13 protein-coding genes are annotated in these 14012 nt (G+C 74.3%); 6 read left to right on the top strand and 7 right to left on the bottom strand.

Annotation, left to right across the window (positions count from 1 at the left end):
• The first annotated feature begins 558 nt into the window (after nt 1–558).
• Nucleotides 559–1704, top strand: a complete 1146-nt coding sequence (locus tag C7M71_RS27685; RefSeq protein WP_111489649.1) for a PAC2 family protein — start codon at nt 559–561, stop codon at nt 1702–1704.
• A 249-nt stretch (nt 1705–1953) separates the two neighbouring features.
• Here the strand turns inward: C7M71_RS27685 and mshC are convergent, their stop codons facing one another.
• The 4 genes from mshC to C7M71_RS27665 all read right to left on the bottom strand — a co-directional run bounded on the left by mshC (nt 1954) and on the right by C7M71_RS27665 (nt 5598).
• Nucleotides 1954–3183: a cysteine--1-D-myo-inosityl 2-amino-2-deoxy-alpha-D-glucopyranoside ligase gene (gene mshC / locus C7M71_RS27680; RefSeq protein ID WP_111489648.1), complete on the bottom strand. Its 1230-nt coding sequence runs from the start codon at nt 3181–3183 to the stop codon at nt 1954–1956.
• A gap of 110 nt (nt 3184–3293) precedes the next feature.
• Entirely contained in the window at nt 3294–4088 is a 795-nt protein-coding gene (locus C7M71_RS27675) for an SCO1664 family protein (protein WP_111489680.1), read from the bottom strand.
• A 101-nt stretch (nt 4089–4189) separates the two neighbouring features.
• Nucleotides 4190–4768, bottom strand: coding sequence for a DUF3090 domain-containing protein (locus C7M71_RS27670; RefSeq protein WP_111494451.1), 579 nt, complete (start codon nt 4766–4768; stop codon nt 4190–4192).
• A 119-nt stretch (nt 4769–4887) separates the two neighbouring features.
• Nucleotides 4888–5598, bottom strand: a complete 711-nt coding sequence (locus tag C7M71_RS27665) for a histidine phosphatase family protein (protein ID WP_111494449.1) — start codon at nt 5596–5598, stop codon at nt 4888–4890.
• A gap of 96 nt (nt 5599–5694) precedes the next feature.
• Here C7M71_RS27665 and corA point away from each other — a divergent pair, with 96 nt between their 5' ends.
• Complete coding sequence (gene corA / locus C7M71_RS27660; RefSeq protein WP_111494447.1) at nt 5695–6690, top strand: magnesium/cobalt transporter CorA; 996 nt, start codon at nt 5695–5697, stop codon at nt 6688–6690.
• Between the two features lie 112 nt (nt 6691–6802).
• Nucleotides 6803–7432, top strand: coding sequence for a hypothetical protein (locus tag C7M71_RS27655; protein WP_229758957.1), 630 nt, complete (start codon nt 6803–6805; stop codon nt 7430–7432).
• Nucleotides 7433–7465: 33 nt separating this feature from the next.
• Here C7M71_RS27655 and C7M71_RS27650 read toward each other — a convergent pair whose 3' ends face one another.
• Nucleotides 7466–8512, bottom strand: a complete 1047-nt coding sequence (locus C7M71_RS27650) for an LLM class F420-dependent oxidoreductase (RefSeq protein WP_111494445.1) — start codon at nt 8510–8512, stop codon at nt 7466–7468.
• A gap of 260 nt (nt 8513–8772) precedes the next feature.
• Between C7M71_RS27650 and C7M71_RS27645 the strand changes: the two genes are divergently transcribed.
• Both C7M71_RS27645 and C7M71_RS27640 read left to right on the top strand, forming a co-directional pair.
• Nucleotides 8773–9753 (top strand): aldo/keto reductase, encoded by a 981-nt coding sequence (locus C7M71_RS27645; protein WP_111494443.1) that lies wholly within the window; start codon nt 8773–8775, stop codon nt 9751–9753.
• A 206-nt stretch (nt 9754–9959) separates the two neighbouring features.
• Nucleotides 9960–11945: an ATP-binding domain-containing protein gene (locus tag C7M71_RS27640; RefSeq protein WP_114914730.1), complete on the top strand. Its 1986-nt coding sequence runs from the start codon at nt 9960–9962 to the stop codon at nt 11943–11945.
• Between the two features lie 73 nt (nt 11946–12018).
• Here C7M71_RS27640 and C7M71_RS27635 read toward each other — a convergent pair whose 3' ends face one another.
• Entirely contained in the window at nt 12019–12654 is a 636-nt protein-coding gene (locus tag C7M71_RS27635) for a hypothetical protein (protein ID WP_111492745.1), read from the bottom strand.
• Between the two features lie 190 nt (nt 12655–12844).
• On the opposite strand from C7M71_RS27635, the gene C7M71_RS27630 reads away from it, so the two are divergent.
• Entirely contained in the window at nt 12845–13051 is a 207-nt protein-coding gene (locus C7M71_RS27630) for a DUF5703 family protein (protein ID WP_111492747.1), read from the top strand.
• A 113-nt stretch (nt 13052–13164) separates the two neighbouring features.
• Here the strand turns inward: C7M71_RS27630 and C7M71_RS33030 are convergent, their stop codons facing one another.
• On the bottom strand, nt 13165–13875 hold the full coding sequence (locus C7M71_RS33030; protein WP_322975205.1) for a chaplin: 711 nt from the start codon (nt 13873–13875) through the stop codon (nt 13165–13167).
• Nucleotides 13876–14012: the final 137 nt, after the last annotated feature.

Below are 14012 nucleotides of genomic sequence, written 5' to 3'. Positions count from 1 at the left end.
GTTTCCAGCGGCCTACCGGGCGCACCGCCGGGGGCGGGACGGGAGGCGAGCCGAGTCGGCGGGGCTGCTGCGAACGGGTGTACCAGCGGTCGCGACGGCCCCCGGCCGGGGCTGGCAGCGGTGGCGGCGGTGCACTGGCGGTGCACTCGGCGCTGGGCGCGGTGGCGGCGGGCCATCCCCCGTGGTGGCCGCTGAGCTGCCTCCGGCAGGTCGCGCGGTGGGTCGACCGGGTGGCGGCGCCGGCGCTGGCGGCAGTGGCGGCTGCGGTGCGCGAGGGGTGGCTGGGCCGGGAACGGTTCGGGCTGGCCCTGTACGTGGACGTCGACGCGGCAGCAGGCGCCCCTCGGTGCCTGCGCCGCCCGCGCCGCCCGTGCTGCCCGGGTGCGGCAAGGTGCGGGAAGCGCCTGCATCTTTGCCCGTAGGCTGGGCAAGTACGGTCCGTGGAACGCGCTGTTCCATGGATGTCCACAGTCGGCAGCCGATCCGGGCCGACCGCGACCGGGCCTCTCGGAGGACCGGGTCCGGCGGTCGGCGGGAACGGCCGGAGGGAGGCGCTGGGTGATCGAGCTCGAGGACGTGCCCGAGCTCATCGACCCGGTCATGGTGGCCGCGTTCGAGGGCTGGAACGATGCCGGGGACGCCGCTTCCGCGGCGGTGGGGCATCTGGACCAGGCGTGGGGCGGGAAGGTGTTCGCCGCCCTGGACGCCGAGGACTACTACGACTTCCAGGTCAACCGGCCCACGGTGTGGATGGACGGTGCGGTGCGCCGCATCACCTGGCCGACCACCCGGCTGTCGGTGGTCCGGGTCACCGAGCCCAAGACCAGGGACCTGGTGCTGGTGCGCGGCATCGAGCCGAGCATGCGCTGGCGGTCGTTCTGCAATGAACTGCTGGGCTTCGCCCATGAGCTGGGCGTGGAGATGGTGGTGATCCTCGGGGCGCTGCTGGGGGACACCCCGCACACCCGCCCGGTGCCGGTGAGCGGCGTGACCTCCGACCCCGACCTGGCCCGGTCGCTGGACCTGGAGGAGAGCCGCTACGAGGGCCCCACGGGCATCGTGGGCGTGCTCCAGGAGGCATGTGCGCATGCCGGGGTACCGGCGGTGACCTTCTGGGCGGCGGTGCCGCACTATGTGGCGCAGCCGCCCAACCCCAAGGCCACCCTGGCGCTGCTGAACAAGGTCGAGGACCTGCTGGACCTGCGGATTCCGCTGGGTGAGCTGCCGGACGACTCCCGCGCCTGGCAGATCGGGGTGGACCAGCTGGCCGCCGAGGACAGCGAGGTCGCCGAGTATGTGCAGCAGCTGGAGGAGGCGCGGGACACGGCGGAGCTGCCGGAGGCGTCCGGCGACGCCATCGCCCGCGAGTTCGAGCGGTATCTGCGGCGGCGGGACAATGTGGGGCCGGCGGAGCCCGGCGAGGGCCATGACCCGGGGCGGGCGGCCTCCTTCCGGCGGGAGGAGCCCAAGGCGTCCGAGCGGCCGTCGCTGGACCGGCCCCCGGGCGAGCGGCCCGGCTCCGAGCGTCCGGAGCGCCCCGAGCGAGCGACCGGCGGGGACGCCGGGCAGCAGGGCGTGGAGGGCGGCGAGAACGCGGAGGGGGCGGAGAACGCCGACGGGTCCTCGGAGGAGGACGGCGGAGGCGCCTCCGGTCCTCGGCGGCCCGGCCCCGCCGACCGGGGCGACCGGGGCGAGGGACGGTAGCCGCTCCCCTCGCCGGGGGCGGTGGATACGACAAGCGGTAGCGACGTGAAGCGGCGGTGGCCGGGGCCTGGAGGCTCCTGCCACCGCCGCTTCGTGTACGGGCTGGGGCTTGGGGATCGATGACCGGCGTCGGGCAGCCGCCGGTCATCGATCACCACCAGTGGACTAGACCAAGCATGGTCCTGTCAAGGTCTAGACCAGTAGCCGCGATGGCGTTCACGTGATCACCACCGACCGGCCACCAGTGGTTCAGAGGGCCACGCCGAGCAGCGCGTCGACGGCCCGCGAGACCAGCCCCGGGGCGCCGGCGTCGTCTCCGCCCTCGGCCTGCTGCCGCTCGGCCCAGCGGTCCACTGCGGCCAGCGCACCCGGCGCGTCCAGGTCGTCGGCCAGCGCCTCGCGGACCTCCGCCAGCAGCGCATGGGCGGACGGCCCGTCCGGGCGGGAGACCGCCGCCCGCCAGCGGCCGAGCCGCTGGACCGCCTCGGCCAGCACGGCGTCGGTCCACTCCCAGTCGGAGCGGTAGTGGTGGGCGAGCAGGGCCAGCCGGATGGCGGCCGGGTCGACCCCGTCGCGGCGCAGCCGGGAGACGAAGACCAGGTTGCCCCGGGACTTGGACATCTTCTCGCCGTCCAGCGCCACCATGCCGGCGTGCACATACGCCCTGGCGTAGGGGTGCTCCCCGGTGGCGACCTGGGCGTGCGCGGCGCCCATCTCATGGTGCGGGAAGGCGAGGTCGCTGCCGCCGCCCTGGACGTCGAAGGACATGCCCAGGTACTCCAGCGCGATGGCGACGCACTCGATGTGCCAGCCGGGACGGCCCTGGCCGAGCTCGGTCTCCCAGGAGGGCTCACCGGGGCGGGCCGCCATCCAGAGCATGGGGTCCAGCCGGTGCTTCTTGCCCGGGCGGTCCGGATCCCCGCCGCGCTCCCCGAAGAGCGGCACCATCTCCGTCTCGGAGAGGCGGGAGACCTCGCCGAAGCGCGGGTCGGACTCCACCGAGAAGTAGATGTCGCCGTCGAGTTCATAGGCGGCGCCGGTCTCCAGCAACTGCCGTACCAGCGGAACGATCCACGGGATGGACTCCACCGCGCCGACGTAGTGGGCGGGCGGCAGCATCCGCAGCGCGGTCATGTCCTCGCGGAAGAGCGCCGTCTCGCGCTCGGCCAGCTCGGTCCAGTCGACCCCGGTCTCCTCGGCGCGGACCAGCAGCGGGTCGTCCACATCGGTGACGTTCTGGACGTAGAGCACATCGTGCCCCGTGTCCCGCCACACCCGCTGGACCAGGTCGAAGGCGGTGTAGGTGGCCGCGTGGCCCATGTGGGTGGCGTCGTAGGGGGTGATGCCGCACACGTAGAGGCGGGCCGTGGGGCCCGCAGGGATGATCTCCCGGGTGCGGCCTGCGGCGGTGTCGTGGAGGCGCAGGGGATTCCCCCGGCCGGGGAGCGCGGGGACGTCTGTGGCGGGCCAGGCATACATGCTCAAAACTCTAACCCGGGCGATCATTCCCACGGCTGGGAGGTTTCAGAAAGACCTCCGCAAACCGTGGATCCGGATCGCGGCTCGGACCGGGGGCTCGGAGCGGCGGCTCAGATCGGCGGCCAGGGCACCGCAGGCCAGTCCCCGCCGGGCTCCGGGTGGCGCCCCGCCGCCAGCAGCCCCGCCACCCGCTGCCGGGTCGCGGCGATCTCGGCGGCGGTCAGCAGCGGCCGCAGCCGCTCGCCCAGCGCACCGGACAGGTCCGCGCCGAGCTTGCGCAGCACCTCCGGCGCCTCCTCCGGCAGCGGCTCCCCCGCCCACCCCCAGAGCAGGGTGCGCAGCTTGTCGGGCACCGCGAAGGTGACCCCGTGGTCGATGCCGTACAGCCGTCCGTCGACGGCCGGCAGCAGATGGCCGCCCTTGCGGTCGGCGTTGTTGATCACCGCGTCCAGCACCGCCAGCCGCCGCAGCCGTGCATCGTCGGCGTGCACCAGCAGCGCGGTACGGCCGCCGCCGACCTCGGCGCGGCCGATCGGCAGCCAGCCGGGCTCGGCCTCCTCGGCGTCCTGGAGGGCCAGCAGCCGCGCCTGCGGGTCGGGCTCCACCCACAGCTGCACCATGCCCTCGCCGTACGGGCCCTCGCGCAGCACCGTCGGCGGCACCAGCGGCCAGCCGGCGGCCGCGGCGACCTCGTACGCGGCCACCTCGCGCCCGGCCAGGGTGCCGTCGGGGAAGTCCCACAGCGGGCGTTCGCCGTCCACCGGCTTGTAGACGCAGACCGCCTCCAGCCCGTCCAGGGCGGCGGTGCAGTACAGCGCGGCGTTGGAGGCGTCGCCGAGCTGCCCGTGCACCGTGAGGGCGCCGCCGCGCAGCAGCGCCAGGGCGCGCTCCGGGTCGGCGGCCAGGGCGGCGGAGGCGACCGGGTCGGCCTCCGGCGGCGCGGCCGCCGGCGCCCCGGCCGGCGGCGGGTCGTCGCCGGTCGCGGTGGGCAGCGGGTCGGAGGTGTTCAGCGGCGGTATCCGTTCGCGCGCGGGCAGATGTGGCCCTCGGGGTCCAGCGGGAGGCTGCAGAACGGGCAGGGCGGGCGCCCTGCGGCCACCAGGTCGAGGGCGCGCTTGGCGAAGACCCGGGCCATCGCCCCGGTGATCCGCACCCGCAGCAGCGGCGGGCCGTGCTCCTCGTCGTCGATCAGCTCGTCGTCCGGCGGTGCCTCGTCGTCCTCGGGGTCCACCTCCACCAGCGCCTGGGCCTCGACCACCACGCACTCCTCGCTGCCGTCCCAGGCGAGCGCCATGGTGCCGACCCGGAACTCCTCCTCCAACGGCAGGTCCAGCGGCGCCACGTCGATCAGGTCGGAGGGGGCCACGGCCGGCACCGGGGCGCTGCCGCCGCTGCGTCGCAGCACCTCGTCCAGCAGTTCGTCCACCCGCTCGGCCAGCGCCGCCACCTGGGTCTTCTCCAGGAGCACGCTGGTGGTGCGGCCTCCCCCGCTGGCCTGGAGGAAGAAGGTGCGATCACCGGGCTCGCCGACCGTACCGGCCACGAACCGCTCTGGTTGGTCGTAGAAGAACACCTGACGGGGCACGTGCTGCTCCGATGCTTCGCCTCTGCTGTCGTCGTGGTCCGCCTCTCACCCTACCCAGGTGCGGGGGGCCGGGCGCAGCGGAGGTGCGGCTTGATCGAATCGCCGGGCGGGCGGTCCGTTCAGGCGCCGGTGGAGCCGCCGACCACCGCGTCCGACTGCTGCCGGGCGCCGTCGCCGGGCGGGGCCGGCGGGGGTGCCAGCGAGGAGAGGTCGCCGGTGTCCCCGAGCCGCAGCAGGAAGGGCCGCAGCGGGGTGTAGCGGATCGCGGTGACCGAGGCGGGCTCGGCCGAAATCCGCTGGAAGAGGTCGAGGTGCAGGCCCAGGGCGTCGGCCACCACCGCCTTGATGATGTCGCCGTGCGCGCAGGCCAGCCAGACCGCATCGGGCCCGTGCTCCTCGGCGACCCGGGTGTCCCACTCGCGTACGGCCTCCACCGCGCGGTGGCTCATCTCGGCCACCGACTCGCCCTCCGGGCCGGGGAAGACGGCGGCCGAGGGGTGGTCCTGGACGGTGCGCCACAGCGGTTCCTTGGCCAGCTCGCTCAGCGGGCGGCCGGTCCAGTCGCCGTACCGGCACTCGCCGATCCGCTCGTCCAGGTCGGCGGGGCCCAGCTCGGGCCGGGTGGCCAGCAGCGGCTGGACGGTCTGCCGGCACCGGTCCAGCGGGCTGCACACCACCCGGGCCAGCGGTACGGCGGCGAGCCGGGCGGCCAGCGCGGCGGCCTGCTCGCGGCCCTCCTGGTCGAGATCGACTCCGGGGCTCCAGCCGGCCAGGACGCCGGAGGAGTTGGCGGTGGACCGGCCATGGCGGACGAGCAGCAGCGTGGGCATGCGGTTCAGCCTAGGCGGTGTCCGACTGTTCCCGCCTGGGCGGCCCCGGTCACCCCCGCGCCGTTTGACGGTGCCGCGAGGGGCGAGAATCGTCACGTGATCGTGGACTGCGCCATCTATCGCAATGGCAGCCGGGCCGAGGGCCCCAAGGACTTCTCCGATGCGCTGGACGAGGCGCGGAAGGAGGAGAACTCCTTTGTCTGGGTCGGGCTGCACGAGCCGACCGCTGAGGAGTTCGCGCTGGTGACGGCCGAGTTCGGACTGCATCCGCTGGCGGTGGAGGACGCCGTCAGGGCGCACCAGCGGCCCAAACTCGAAGCGTACGAGGACTCGCTCTTCGTGGTGCTCAAGACGGTGCACTACAACGACGAGCACGACACCGTGCACACCGGGGAGCTGATGCTCTTCCTCGGTGACTGCTTCGTGGTGACCGTGCGGCATGGCTCCGGCAGCCCGCTGGCCAAGGTGCGGCGGCGGCTGGAGCACCAGCCCGAGGTGCTGCGGCACGGGTCCAGCGCGGTGCTGTACGCGGTCTTCGACGAGGTCGTGGACACCTATATCGACATCTCCGGGGAGCTCCAGGTGGACCTGGAGGAGCTGGAGTCGGCCGTCTTCTCGCCGCAGACCTCCCTCTGGGCCGGGCGCAGCGGGTCCCTGGCGGAGCGGATCTACGGCTTCAAGCGGCAGATCGTGGAGTTCCGCCGGGCGGCCGGGCCGCTCCAGGACCCGGTGGCCCGGCTCACCGGAGGGGGCGTGCCGTTTGTCTCGGCGGAGACCCGCCCGTTCTTCCGGGACGTGGGCGACCACCTCACCCGGGCCAATGAGCAGGTCGAGGCGCTGGACCGGCTGCTGACGGACATCCTCAGCGCCAACCTGGCCCAGGTGAGCGTCCAGCAGAACAACGACATGCGGAAGATCTCGGCGTGGGCGGCGCTGGCCGCCGTCCCCACGATGATCGCCGGCGTCTATGGGATGAACTTCGAGCACATGCCGGAGACCAAGCAGATCTGGGGCTATCCGGCCGCGCTGCTGCTGATGGGCGGCGTCTGCGTGCTGCTCTACCGCGTCTTCAAACGCAGCGGCTGGCTGTGAGCCGCTGCGGCGGGGATGCTGCGGAGCAGATGTGAAGATCGCCTGGCGGCTGGGTAGGTAGCTGCCGACCAGGACGGTGGTCCCGGCGGGCGACGGCGATGAGGCGGTGCGCATGTTCGGAAGCGGCGGAGCCTGGCGCGGGACACGAGCGAAGGCTGAAGGCGGGCCGCCACCCGGCCAGACGGGCGGCGACTGGGCGCCGTACGCGCGGTTCCAGGACGCCGCCCGCAGCTACTTCCTGCACGCGGATGTGGCACTGGACGCGGTGGCCGGGGTGCTGGGGCGGCGCAAGGTGCGCGGCTTCACCCTGGAGCGGGTGGTGGACCTCACCGACAGCGGCGCCTCGGTGTGGCAGGAGGCCGCCGTCTGCGACGGGCGGCGGCTGATCCTCTGGCACAGCGAGGAGGTGACGGACCGTGAGGCGCCGGGCGGCACGGTGCTGGACTCCTCGGTGCAGGTGCTGCCGCTCGGGGCGATCGGCCATGTGGGGATGCGCACCCTGGTCGGCCGGGACGAGCACGGCGGCCGGATGAACCGGGGCGTCTACCTGGTGGTGGCCACCGGCACGGTGCAGGAGCTCTCCGCCGTCCCGGCGGACGACGACGGCTCGGCGACCGCCCGCTTCCGGCCGGAGGCGTTCCGCTTCTCCAAGTCGCTGGACGACGGCGGGCCGGGCCAGATCGCCCGGCTGATCGACTTCGGCCGGCTGCTCGGGCGGCTGGTCCCGGAGGGCCGCCGGTAGCGCCCGCGCGGGCGCCGCCGGCGGCGGCCGGGGTCAGGCGAGACCGGCCAGCTCCAGGGCGGCCACGGCGGTGCGCAGGGTGGCCACCCGCTCGTCCAGGGTGAGGCCGCCCGGGGTGAGGTTGAGGGTGGTGACCCCGGCGTCCGCATAGGCCCGCATCCGGTCGGCGATGCGCTCCTTGGGGCCGATCAGCGAGGTGGAGTCGATCAGCTCGTAGGGGACGGCCGCAGCGGCGCCGGCGTAGTCCTTGGCCAGGTAGCGCTCCTGGATCCGGTCGGCGGCCTGCTCGTAGCCCATCCGCCGGGCGAGCCGGTTGTAGAAGTTCTGCTCCTTGCTGCCCATGCCGCCGACGTAGAGCGCCGTGTAGGGGCGGAAGGCGTCGGCGGCGGCCTCCACGTCGTCCGTGACGGCGATCGGCAGCGAGGGCGCCAGGTCGAACCCCTCCAGGGTCAGACCGGCCTTGGCGCGACCGGCCCGCAGCGGCTCCAGCGAGACCTCGGCGTGCTCGGGGGCGAAGAAGATGCCCAGCCAGCCGTCGGCGATCTCGCCGGTCTGCTCCAGGTTCTTCGGCCCGATGGCGGCGATGTAGAGCGGGATGTGCTCACGGACCGGGTGCACGGTCAGCTTGAGCGGCTTGCCGGGGCCGCCGGGCAGCGGCAGCGTCCAGTGGGCGCCCTGGTGGACCACCCGCTCGCGCAGCATCGCCTTGCGGATGATCTCCACATACTCGCGGGTGCGGGCCAGCGGCTTGTCGAACTTCACGCCGTACCAGCCCTCGGAGACCTGCGGGCCGGAGACGCCGAGGCCGAGCCGGAAGCGGCCGCCGGAGAGGGTGTCCAGGGTGGCCGCGGTCATCGCGGTCATGGTGGGGGTGCGGGCCGGGATCTGGAAGATCGCCGAGCCGACGTCGATCCGCTCGGTCTTCGCGGCGACATAGGCGAGCACGGTGGCCGCGTCGGAGCCGTACGCCTCCGCGGCCCAGCACACCGAGTAGCCGAGCCGGTCGGCCTCCTGGGCGACGGCGATGTTGTCCGCGTCGTTGCCGAGGCCCCAGTAGCCGAGGTTGATGCCGAGTCGCATATGGATGCAGCCTCCGTGGTGCGGCGGGTGCGTGCCGGGATGCGGACGCACCGGCGGGCCGGGCGGCCCCACCGCCTGCGAGCGTAGCCGGGCCGCGCAGGCTCTGCTACTGGCGGGTAGCTGTGGGCTGTGTCACCGGCGGACCGGCCCACCGCCCGGTCCATCGCCCGGTCCGCCGCCCGGCCTGCCGTCCGCCGCAGCAGGCGCCGACCTGCGGGTCTGCGCGGCGCCCGGCGGGTCGGCCACTAGGCTCGGCGGACATGGAACAGCGACACCTCGGCCGTACCGGGCTGCGTGTCTCCCGGCTCGGCCTCGGCACCATGACATGGGGCCGCGACACCGACGAGCACGAGGCAGCCGAACAGCTCAAGGAGTTTCTGGACGCCGGCGGCACCCTGGTCGACACCGCCGACGTGTACGCCGACGGCGGCGCCGAGTATCTGCTCTCCCGGCTCATCGAGGACCTGGTGCCCCGTTCGGAGCTGGTGATCGCCACCAAGGCGGGCAGCGTGCCGGACCCCGACCGGCGCTTCGACGCCTCCCGTGGCCATCTGCTGGCGGCACTCGACGCCTCGCTCCAGCGGCTGGGCACCGACTATGTCGACCTGTGGCAGGTGCACGCGTACGACCCCTCGACCCCGACCGAGGAGACCCTGCACGCCCTGGACCTGGCCGTCTCCTCCGGCCGCACCCGCTATGTGGGGGTCTCCAACTTCTGCGGCTGGCAGCTGGCCAAGGCGGCCACCTGGCAGCGGGCGGTACCGGGCCGCACCCCGCTGGCGGCGACGCAGATGGAGTACTCGCTGCTCCAGCGCAACATAGAGCGCGAGGTACTGCCCGCCGCCCTGGACCTCGGGGTGGGGCTGCTGGCCTCGTCGCCGCTCGGCCGGGGCGTGCTCACCGGCAAGTACCGGCACGGGGTGCCGCAGGACTCCCGGGCCGCCTCCCCGTACCTCTCCGGCTTTGTCCAGCCCTACCTGGACGACCGGGGCCGGCGGATCGTGGACGCCGTCGCCACCGCCGCCGACGGATTGGCCAGCAGCCCGCTCAAGGTCGCGCTGGCCTGGGCGCGGGACCGGCCCGGGGTGGCCGCCGCACTCGTCGGCGCCCGGACCGCGACCCAGCTCCGGGCGGCGCTGTCGGTGGAGGCCCTTACGCTTCCCGAGGAGATCCGCAGTGCGCTGGACGACATCTCGGCGCCGGTGCACCGCTATCCCGACCAGGACTGGAGCGAGCTGTAGCCGCAGGCGGCCATGGCTCCTCCGCTCCTCCGTAGACCGAGAAACCAGTAGCACGAACGGGAGCGTGAGCTGTGAGCGACGAGGACACCTCCGCTCCGCAGGAGCGCCCGGGGCCGACCGGTCCCGAGGGCGAGGGGGCGGCACCCGCACCGGCGGCGGTCGTGGAGCGGCCGGACACCGCCGCGCTCGCCGAGGCGATCCGCGCCATGGGGCGCAGCGGTCCCGCTGCGGCGGGCGAGGAGCCGGCCGGGGCGGGTGTGGCCGGTGCAGGTGCGGCCGGTGCAGGTGCGGCCGGTGCGCCCCAGGCCGATGCGCAGCGGGAGGCGGCCCTGCGGGCGGCGGCGGAGGTACTGGCGGCGGGCGGTGCCCCGGCGGAGCTGGCGGCCCCCGCCCTGGACGCACTGGGCGACGGCGCCGCCGAGGCGCTGCGGGAGGACCCCTGGGCGGTGCTGTCGCTGCCCGGAGTGCGGCCCGAGCAGGCCGACGGCTTCGCCCGGGGCCTGCTGGGCCCGGCCGCCGGGCCGGGTGACGAGCGCCGCGCACAGGCGCTGGTGCTCTGGCTGCTGGAGCGGGCGGCGCTGCTCGGGCATACGGCGCTGGAGGTGTCCGAGGTCCGGGCCGGGCTGGAGAAGCACGGCGTGCCGGACCCGGAGGAGGCGCTCGGCGGGGTGGTCACCGACGGCCGGGTGATGGCCTTCCAGGACGAGGAGCCGCCCGTCGGCGGCGGACGCCCGGCCGGGGACGACGAGGACGAGGAGCCCCCGGTCCGGCTGCTGCTCTCGCTGGACCGGCTCGCCCTCGCGGAGGAGAGCCTGGCGGACGGCCTGGTGCGGCTGATGTCCACCTTTGAGCCGGGCGAGGATGCGCCGCGCGAAGACGAGGACAGCGGGGACGAGGACGACGGCGAGGACGACGGCGAGGACAACGGCGAGGACAACGGCGAGGCCGGGGGCAGCCCCGGTCCCGCCGCCTGGGAGGCGGCCGCTGCGGCGGCGCCCTCCTCGTCCGCCACGGCCCTGATCCGCGCGGCGGCGGCCTCGGGGCTGGTCCTGCACACCGGCGGCGAAGCGGCGCGCGCCGAACCCGCCGCGCTGGTCGCAGCGGCCCGCGCGCTGGGCCTGCGCGCCTGGGCCGCCGCCTGGACCGCCGAGGGGGCCGATGCCCTCGCCGCCCTCGCGGCGACCGCACCCGGCGGCGACCGGGCCGATGACTCCGCTCCCCCGGCGGACCCCGGTGACCGCTTCGCGGTGACCCTGCGCGGCCTGCTCTCCGGGGCCGAGGGCCCCGGACGGGCGGACGACGGCTCACTGGCCCTGGACGTCCTGGTGGTCTGCGACGCACCGCTGCTGGATGTGGAGACCGCCGCGACCCTGGCGGAGTCACTCGCCGACGGGACGCGGCTGGTGCTGAGCGGCGACCCCGGCCAGCTCTGGTCGGCCGGCCCCGGGCGGGTCTTCGCCGACCTGCTGGCGGCCCGCGCCTGCCCCGCCGTGGCCTCCCGTACGCCCGACTTCGGGCCGCTCGGCGAGCTGGTGTCCGGCATCGGCATCGGAGAGCTCCAGCAGGTGGAGGCGCCCGGCAAGGAGGTCGTCATCGTCCCCGCCAAGGACGGCGGCGAGGCCGCCCACCGGGCGGTGCAGCTGGTGCTGGACTCCATCCCCCGGGCGCTGGGCATCCCCGCCGAGCAGGTGGTCGTGGTGACCCCCGGCCACGGCGGCAGCGCCGGTACCCGGGCGCTCAACGCCGCCCTCAAGGCGCGGCTCAACCCTGGCCCCGGCCGGTTCGGCGGCTTCGACCCGGGGGACCGGGTGGTCCACTCCCCCGTGCCGGGCACCAGCCTCCCGGGCACCGTGGTCTCGGCCGACGCGGCCGGCCTCCACCTCGACCTGGGCGGGCGCCCGGTCACCGTGGAGCGCGACCGGGTGCAGCAGGTGCGCCACGGCTGGGCCCTCACCGTGCACCAGGCCGTGGGCCGACGCTGGCCGGGCGTGGTCGCGGTGCTGCCGGACGACGCCGCCGGGGCGCTCACCCGGCAGCTGGTCTACACGGCCTTCGGGCGGGCCGAACGGCACCTCTCGGTGGTGCACGCCGCCGGTCAGGCGCTCGCGCAGGCGGTGGCGTCCGTCCCGGCGCGACCGCGTACCACCCGGCTGCGCGGCATCCTCGCCGAGCAGGCCGACCGGCCGGACTGACCCACCACCGCAGCGAACGGCCGGGGCGGCCCCTCCCCGCAGGAGGGGGCCGCCCCGGCCGGATGCCCGGGGGTCAGCGCTCCGGGTCCAGCGCCTCCAGCTCGTCGTCGAAGACCTCGCTGACGTCGAAGCGGCAGATCAGCAGCTGCGGGTCGGCATCGTCGAACGGCTCCGGCAGCCACTCCCCCGGCTCACCGGGCTCCGCCGCGGAGACCCAGAGCGTCGAGTCGCCCTCCTCCAGGCCGAACTCCTCACAGCGCGACGCGATCTCGTCGGGTTCGTACTCCCCGAAGAGCACCCCGATCGCGGCGTTGAGGCTGCCCACCGCCGGCCGCGCCGTGCCCGGGGCGCCGGGCGCCGCGAGGCCGCTGTCCAGCCGGGTGGCCTGGGCGCGCAGCCGGTCCGGATCGGCGATCACATAGTCACGGCGGATCAGCACGCTGACCGCCTCCGGCTCGTCGGGTCCCAGATAGGCGGCGGCGCTCTCGTCACCGGGCACCTCGAAGGGCGTCACCTCGTCATAGGCGTCGTAAAGGATCTCGTCATAGGCGTCGGCCGCTGCAGCCAGCGCTTCGTAGGCGGCGAACACCGCCGGGTCGTTCTCCCCCGAGCGGCTCTCGACGGCCTCCAAGTGGCGGTCGATCGCTGCCTTGACCGCCTCGGCGGCGGCGCGTACCTCGGCGACGGTGGGCTGCGCTGCATCAGACATGGTTCAGACGCTATCCGTACCGGGAGGTGAACTGCACCGCCGTTATCGCCCCGAGGCGTGATTTCGGCACAACTTCCCCCGGTGTGCGGCCACCTGTTGCCACCGAGTGCACCGTGAGACCCTGGAGTCCGGCGACTGTCGGTGAGCGCCAGTACGCTTGCCGCAGAGTGTCCAGCGGGAGGAAAGCTTGATCCCATCGAAGACGGTCCGGCAGCCGGAGTACGAGTACCAGTCGCTGCGGCTCCCCCGAGGTACGTCCCGCAACGCGGCTCGGCGGCTGCTCACGGAGCACGCCGAGTACGGCCACTGGGAGCTCGACCGGCTGCGGCTGTTCCCCGACGGAAGCCGCAGCGTGGTGCTGAAGCGGAGGATCATCCGCCAGGTCCGCGCCTGGTGACCTCTCCGGCATCCCCACCCCGACGACCGAGCGGGAGCCCTCTACGGGCTCCCGCTCAGCTGTTCATATCACCGGCGTCCCGGGCTCCCCGGCTCCGGAAGGGCTGCGATGCCTCAGCGGCTGCCCACCCGGCCGCGCCGGTAGAGCACCGCGCCGCCGAGGATCATCCCGGCCGCGACGGTACCGGCGAGCGCGACATCACCGGCACCGGTGGAGGCGAGCGCCTCCTGGGCGTGGTGGCCGACCGTCGAGGTACCGCCGTTGGGGGAGGTGTGGTGCTCCGGGATCTCCGCCGGGGGCTTCGGCGTCCAGTGGTGGCTCGGCGGCGTGGGCACGTGGTGCGTGGGCGGGATGCTGGGGTGGTGCACCGGCGGGGTCGGCACATGGTGCGTGGGCGTCTCCGCGTTCACGCAGGTGTTGCCGATCGCCGCGTTGCCCAGCCCGACCACGGAGGCCGAGTTGCCGCACGCATTGACCGGGACGTGGATCGGGACCTGCACCACATTGCCGCTGAGGACGCCGGGCGACCCCGTGGCTGCGGCATCGGCGTCCGCGCCGCCACCCCGGTTCGCACCGCCACCGTTGCCACCGTTGCCGTCGCGGCCGTCGTGGCTCGGCGAGGCATTGACGCAGGTGTTGCCGATGGCGGGGTTGAGCAGCCCGACCACGTTGATGGTGTTGCCGCAGATGTTGACCGGGACGTCCACCGGGATCTGCACTGCGTTCCCGGATCCGACGCCCGGCGAGCCGGTGGCGGCACCGTGCGCGTCGGCCGTCGCAAAGGCGTAGCCGGCCGTCGATGCCAGCACGCTACCGGTGGCCATGGCCGTGAGGAGACCCCTCTTGGCTGCCTGTCGCATTGGTTCCCCTGACCTCATTCAATCCGTTTGCTTGATGTTGCGTACGAAATCTTCACCCGCGCACTGGTCAACGAGGGACAGGCAATCGGGTTGGGCCATTC

This window comes from Peterkaempfera bronchialis, assembly GCF_003258605.2.
Lineage (GTDB): Bacteria > Actinomycetota > Actinomycetes > Streptomycetales > Streptomycetaceae > Peterkaempfera > Peterkaempfera bronchialis.
This window is presented reverse-complemented; position numbering and strand designations above follow the sequence as displayed.

What these genes read in the sequence shown, in the direction of transcription:
- mshC (WP_111489648.1), bottom strand. Translation starts at nt 3,183, where the DNA reads ATGTATGCCTGGCCCGCCACAGACGTCCCCGCGCTCCCCGGCCGGGGG.
- C7M71_RS27665 (WP_111494449.1), bottom strand. Translation starts at nt 5,598, where the DNA reads ATGCCCACGCTGCTGCTCGTCCGCCATGGCCGGTCCACCGCCAACTCC.
- C7M71_RS27655 (WP_229758957.1), top strand. Translation starts at nt 6,803, where the DNA reads ATGTTCGGAAGCGGCGGAGCCTGGCGCGGGACACGAGCGAAGGCTGAA.
- C7M71_RS27650 (WP_111494445.1), bottom strand. Translation starts at nt 8,512, where the DNA reads ATGCGACTCGGCATCAACCTCGGCTACTGGGGCCTCGGCAACGACGCG.
- C7M71_RS27645 (WP_111494443.1), top strand. Translation starts at nt 8,773, where the DNA reads ATGGAACAGCGACACCTCGGCCGTACCGGGCTGCGTGTCTCCCGGCTC.
- C7M71_RS27640 (WP_114914730.1), top strand. Translation starts at nt 9,960, where the DNA reads ATGGGGCGCAGCGGTCCCGCTGCGGCGGGCGAGGAGCCGGCCGGGGCG.
- C7M71_RS27635 (WP_111492745.1), bottom strand. Translation starts at nt 12,654, where the DNA reads ATGTCTGATGCAGCGCAGCCCACCGTCGCCGAGGTACGCGCCGCCGCC.
- C7M71_RS33030 (WP_322975205.1), bottom strand. Translation starts at nt 13,875, where the DNA reads ATGGCCACCGGTAGCGTGCTGGCATCGACGGCCGGCTACGCCTTTGCG.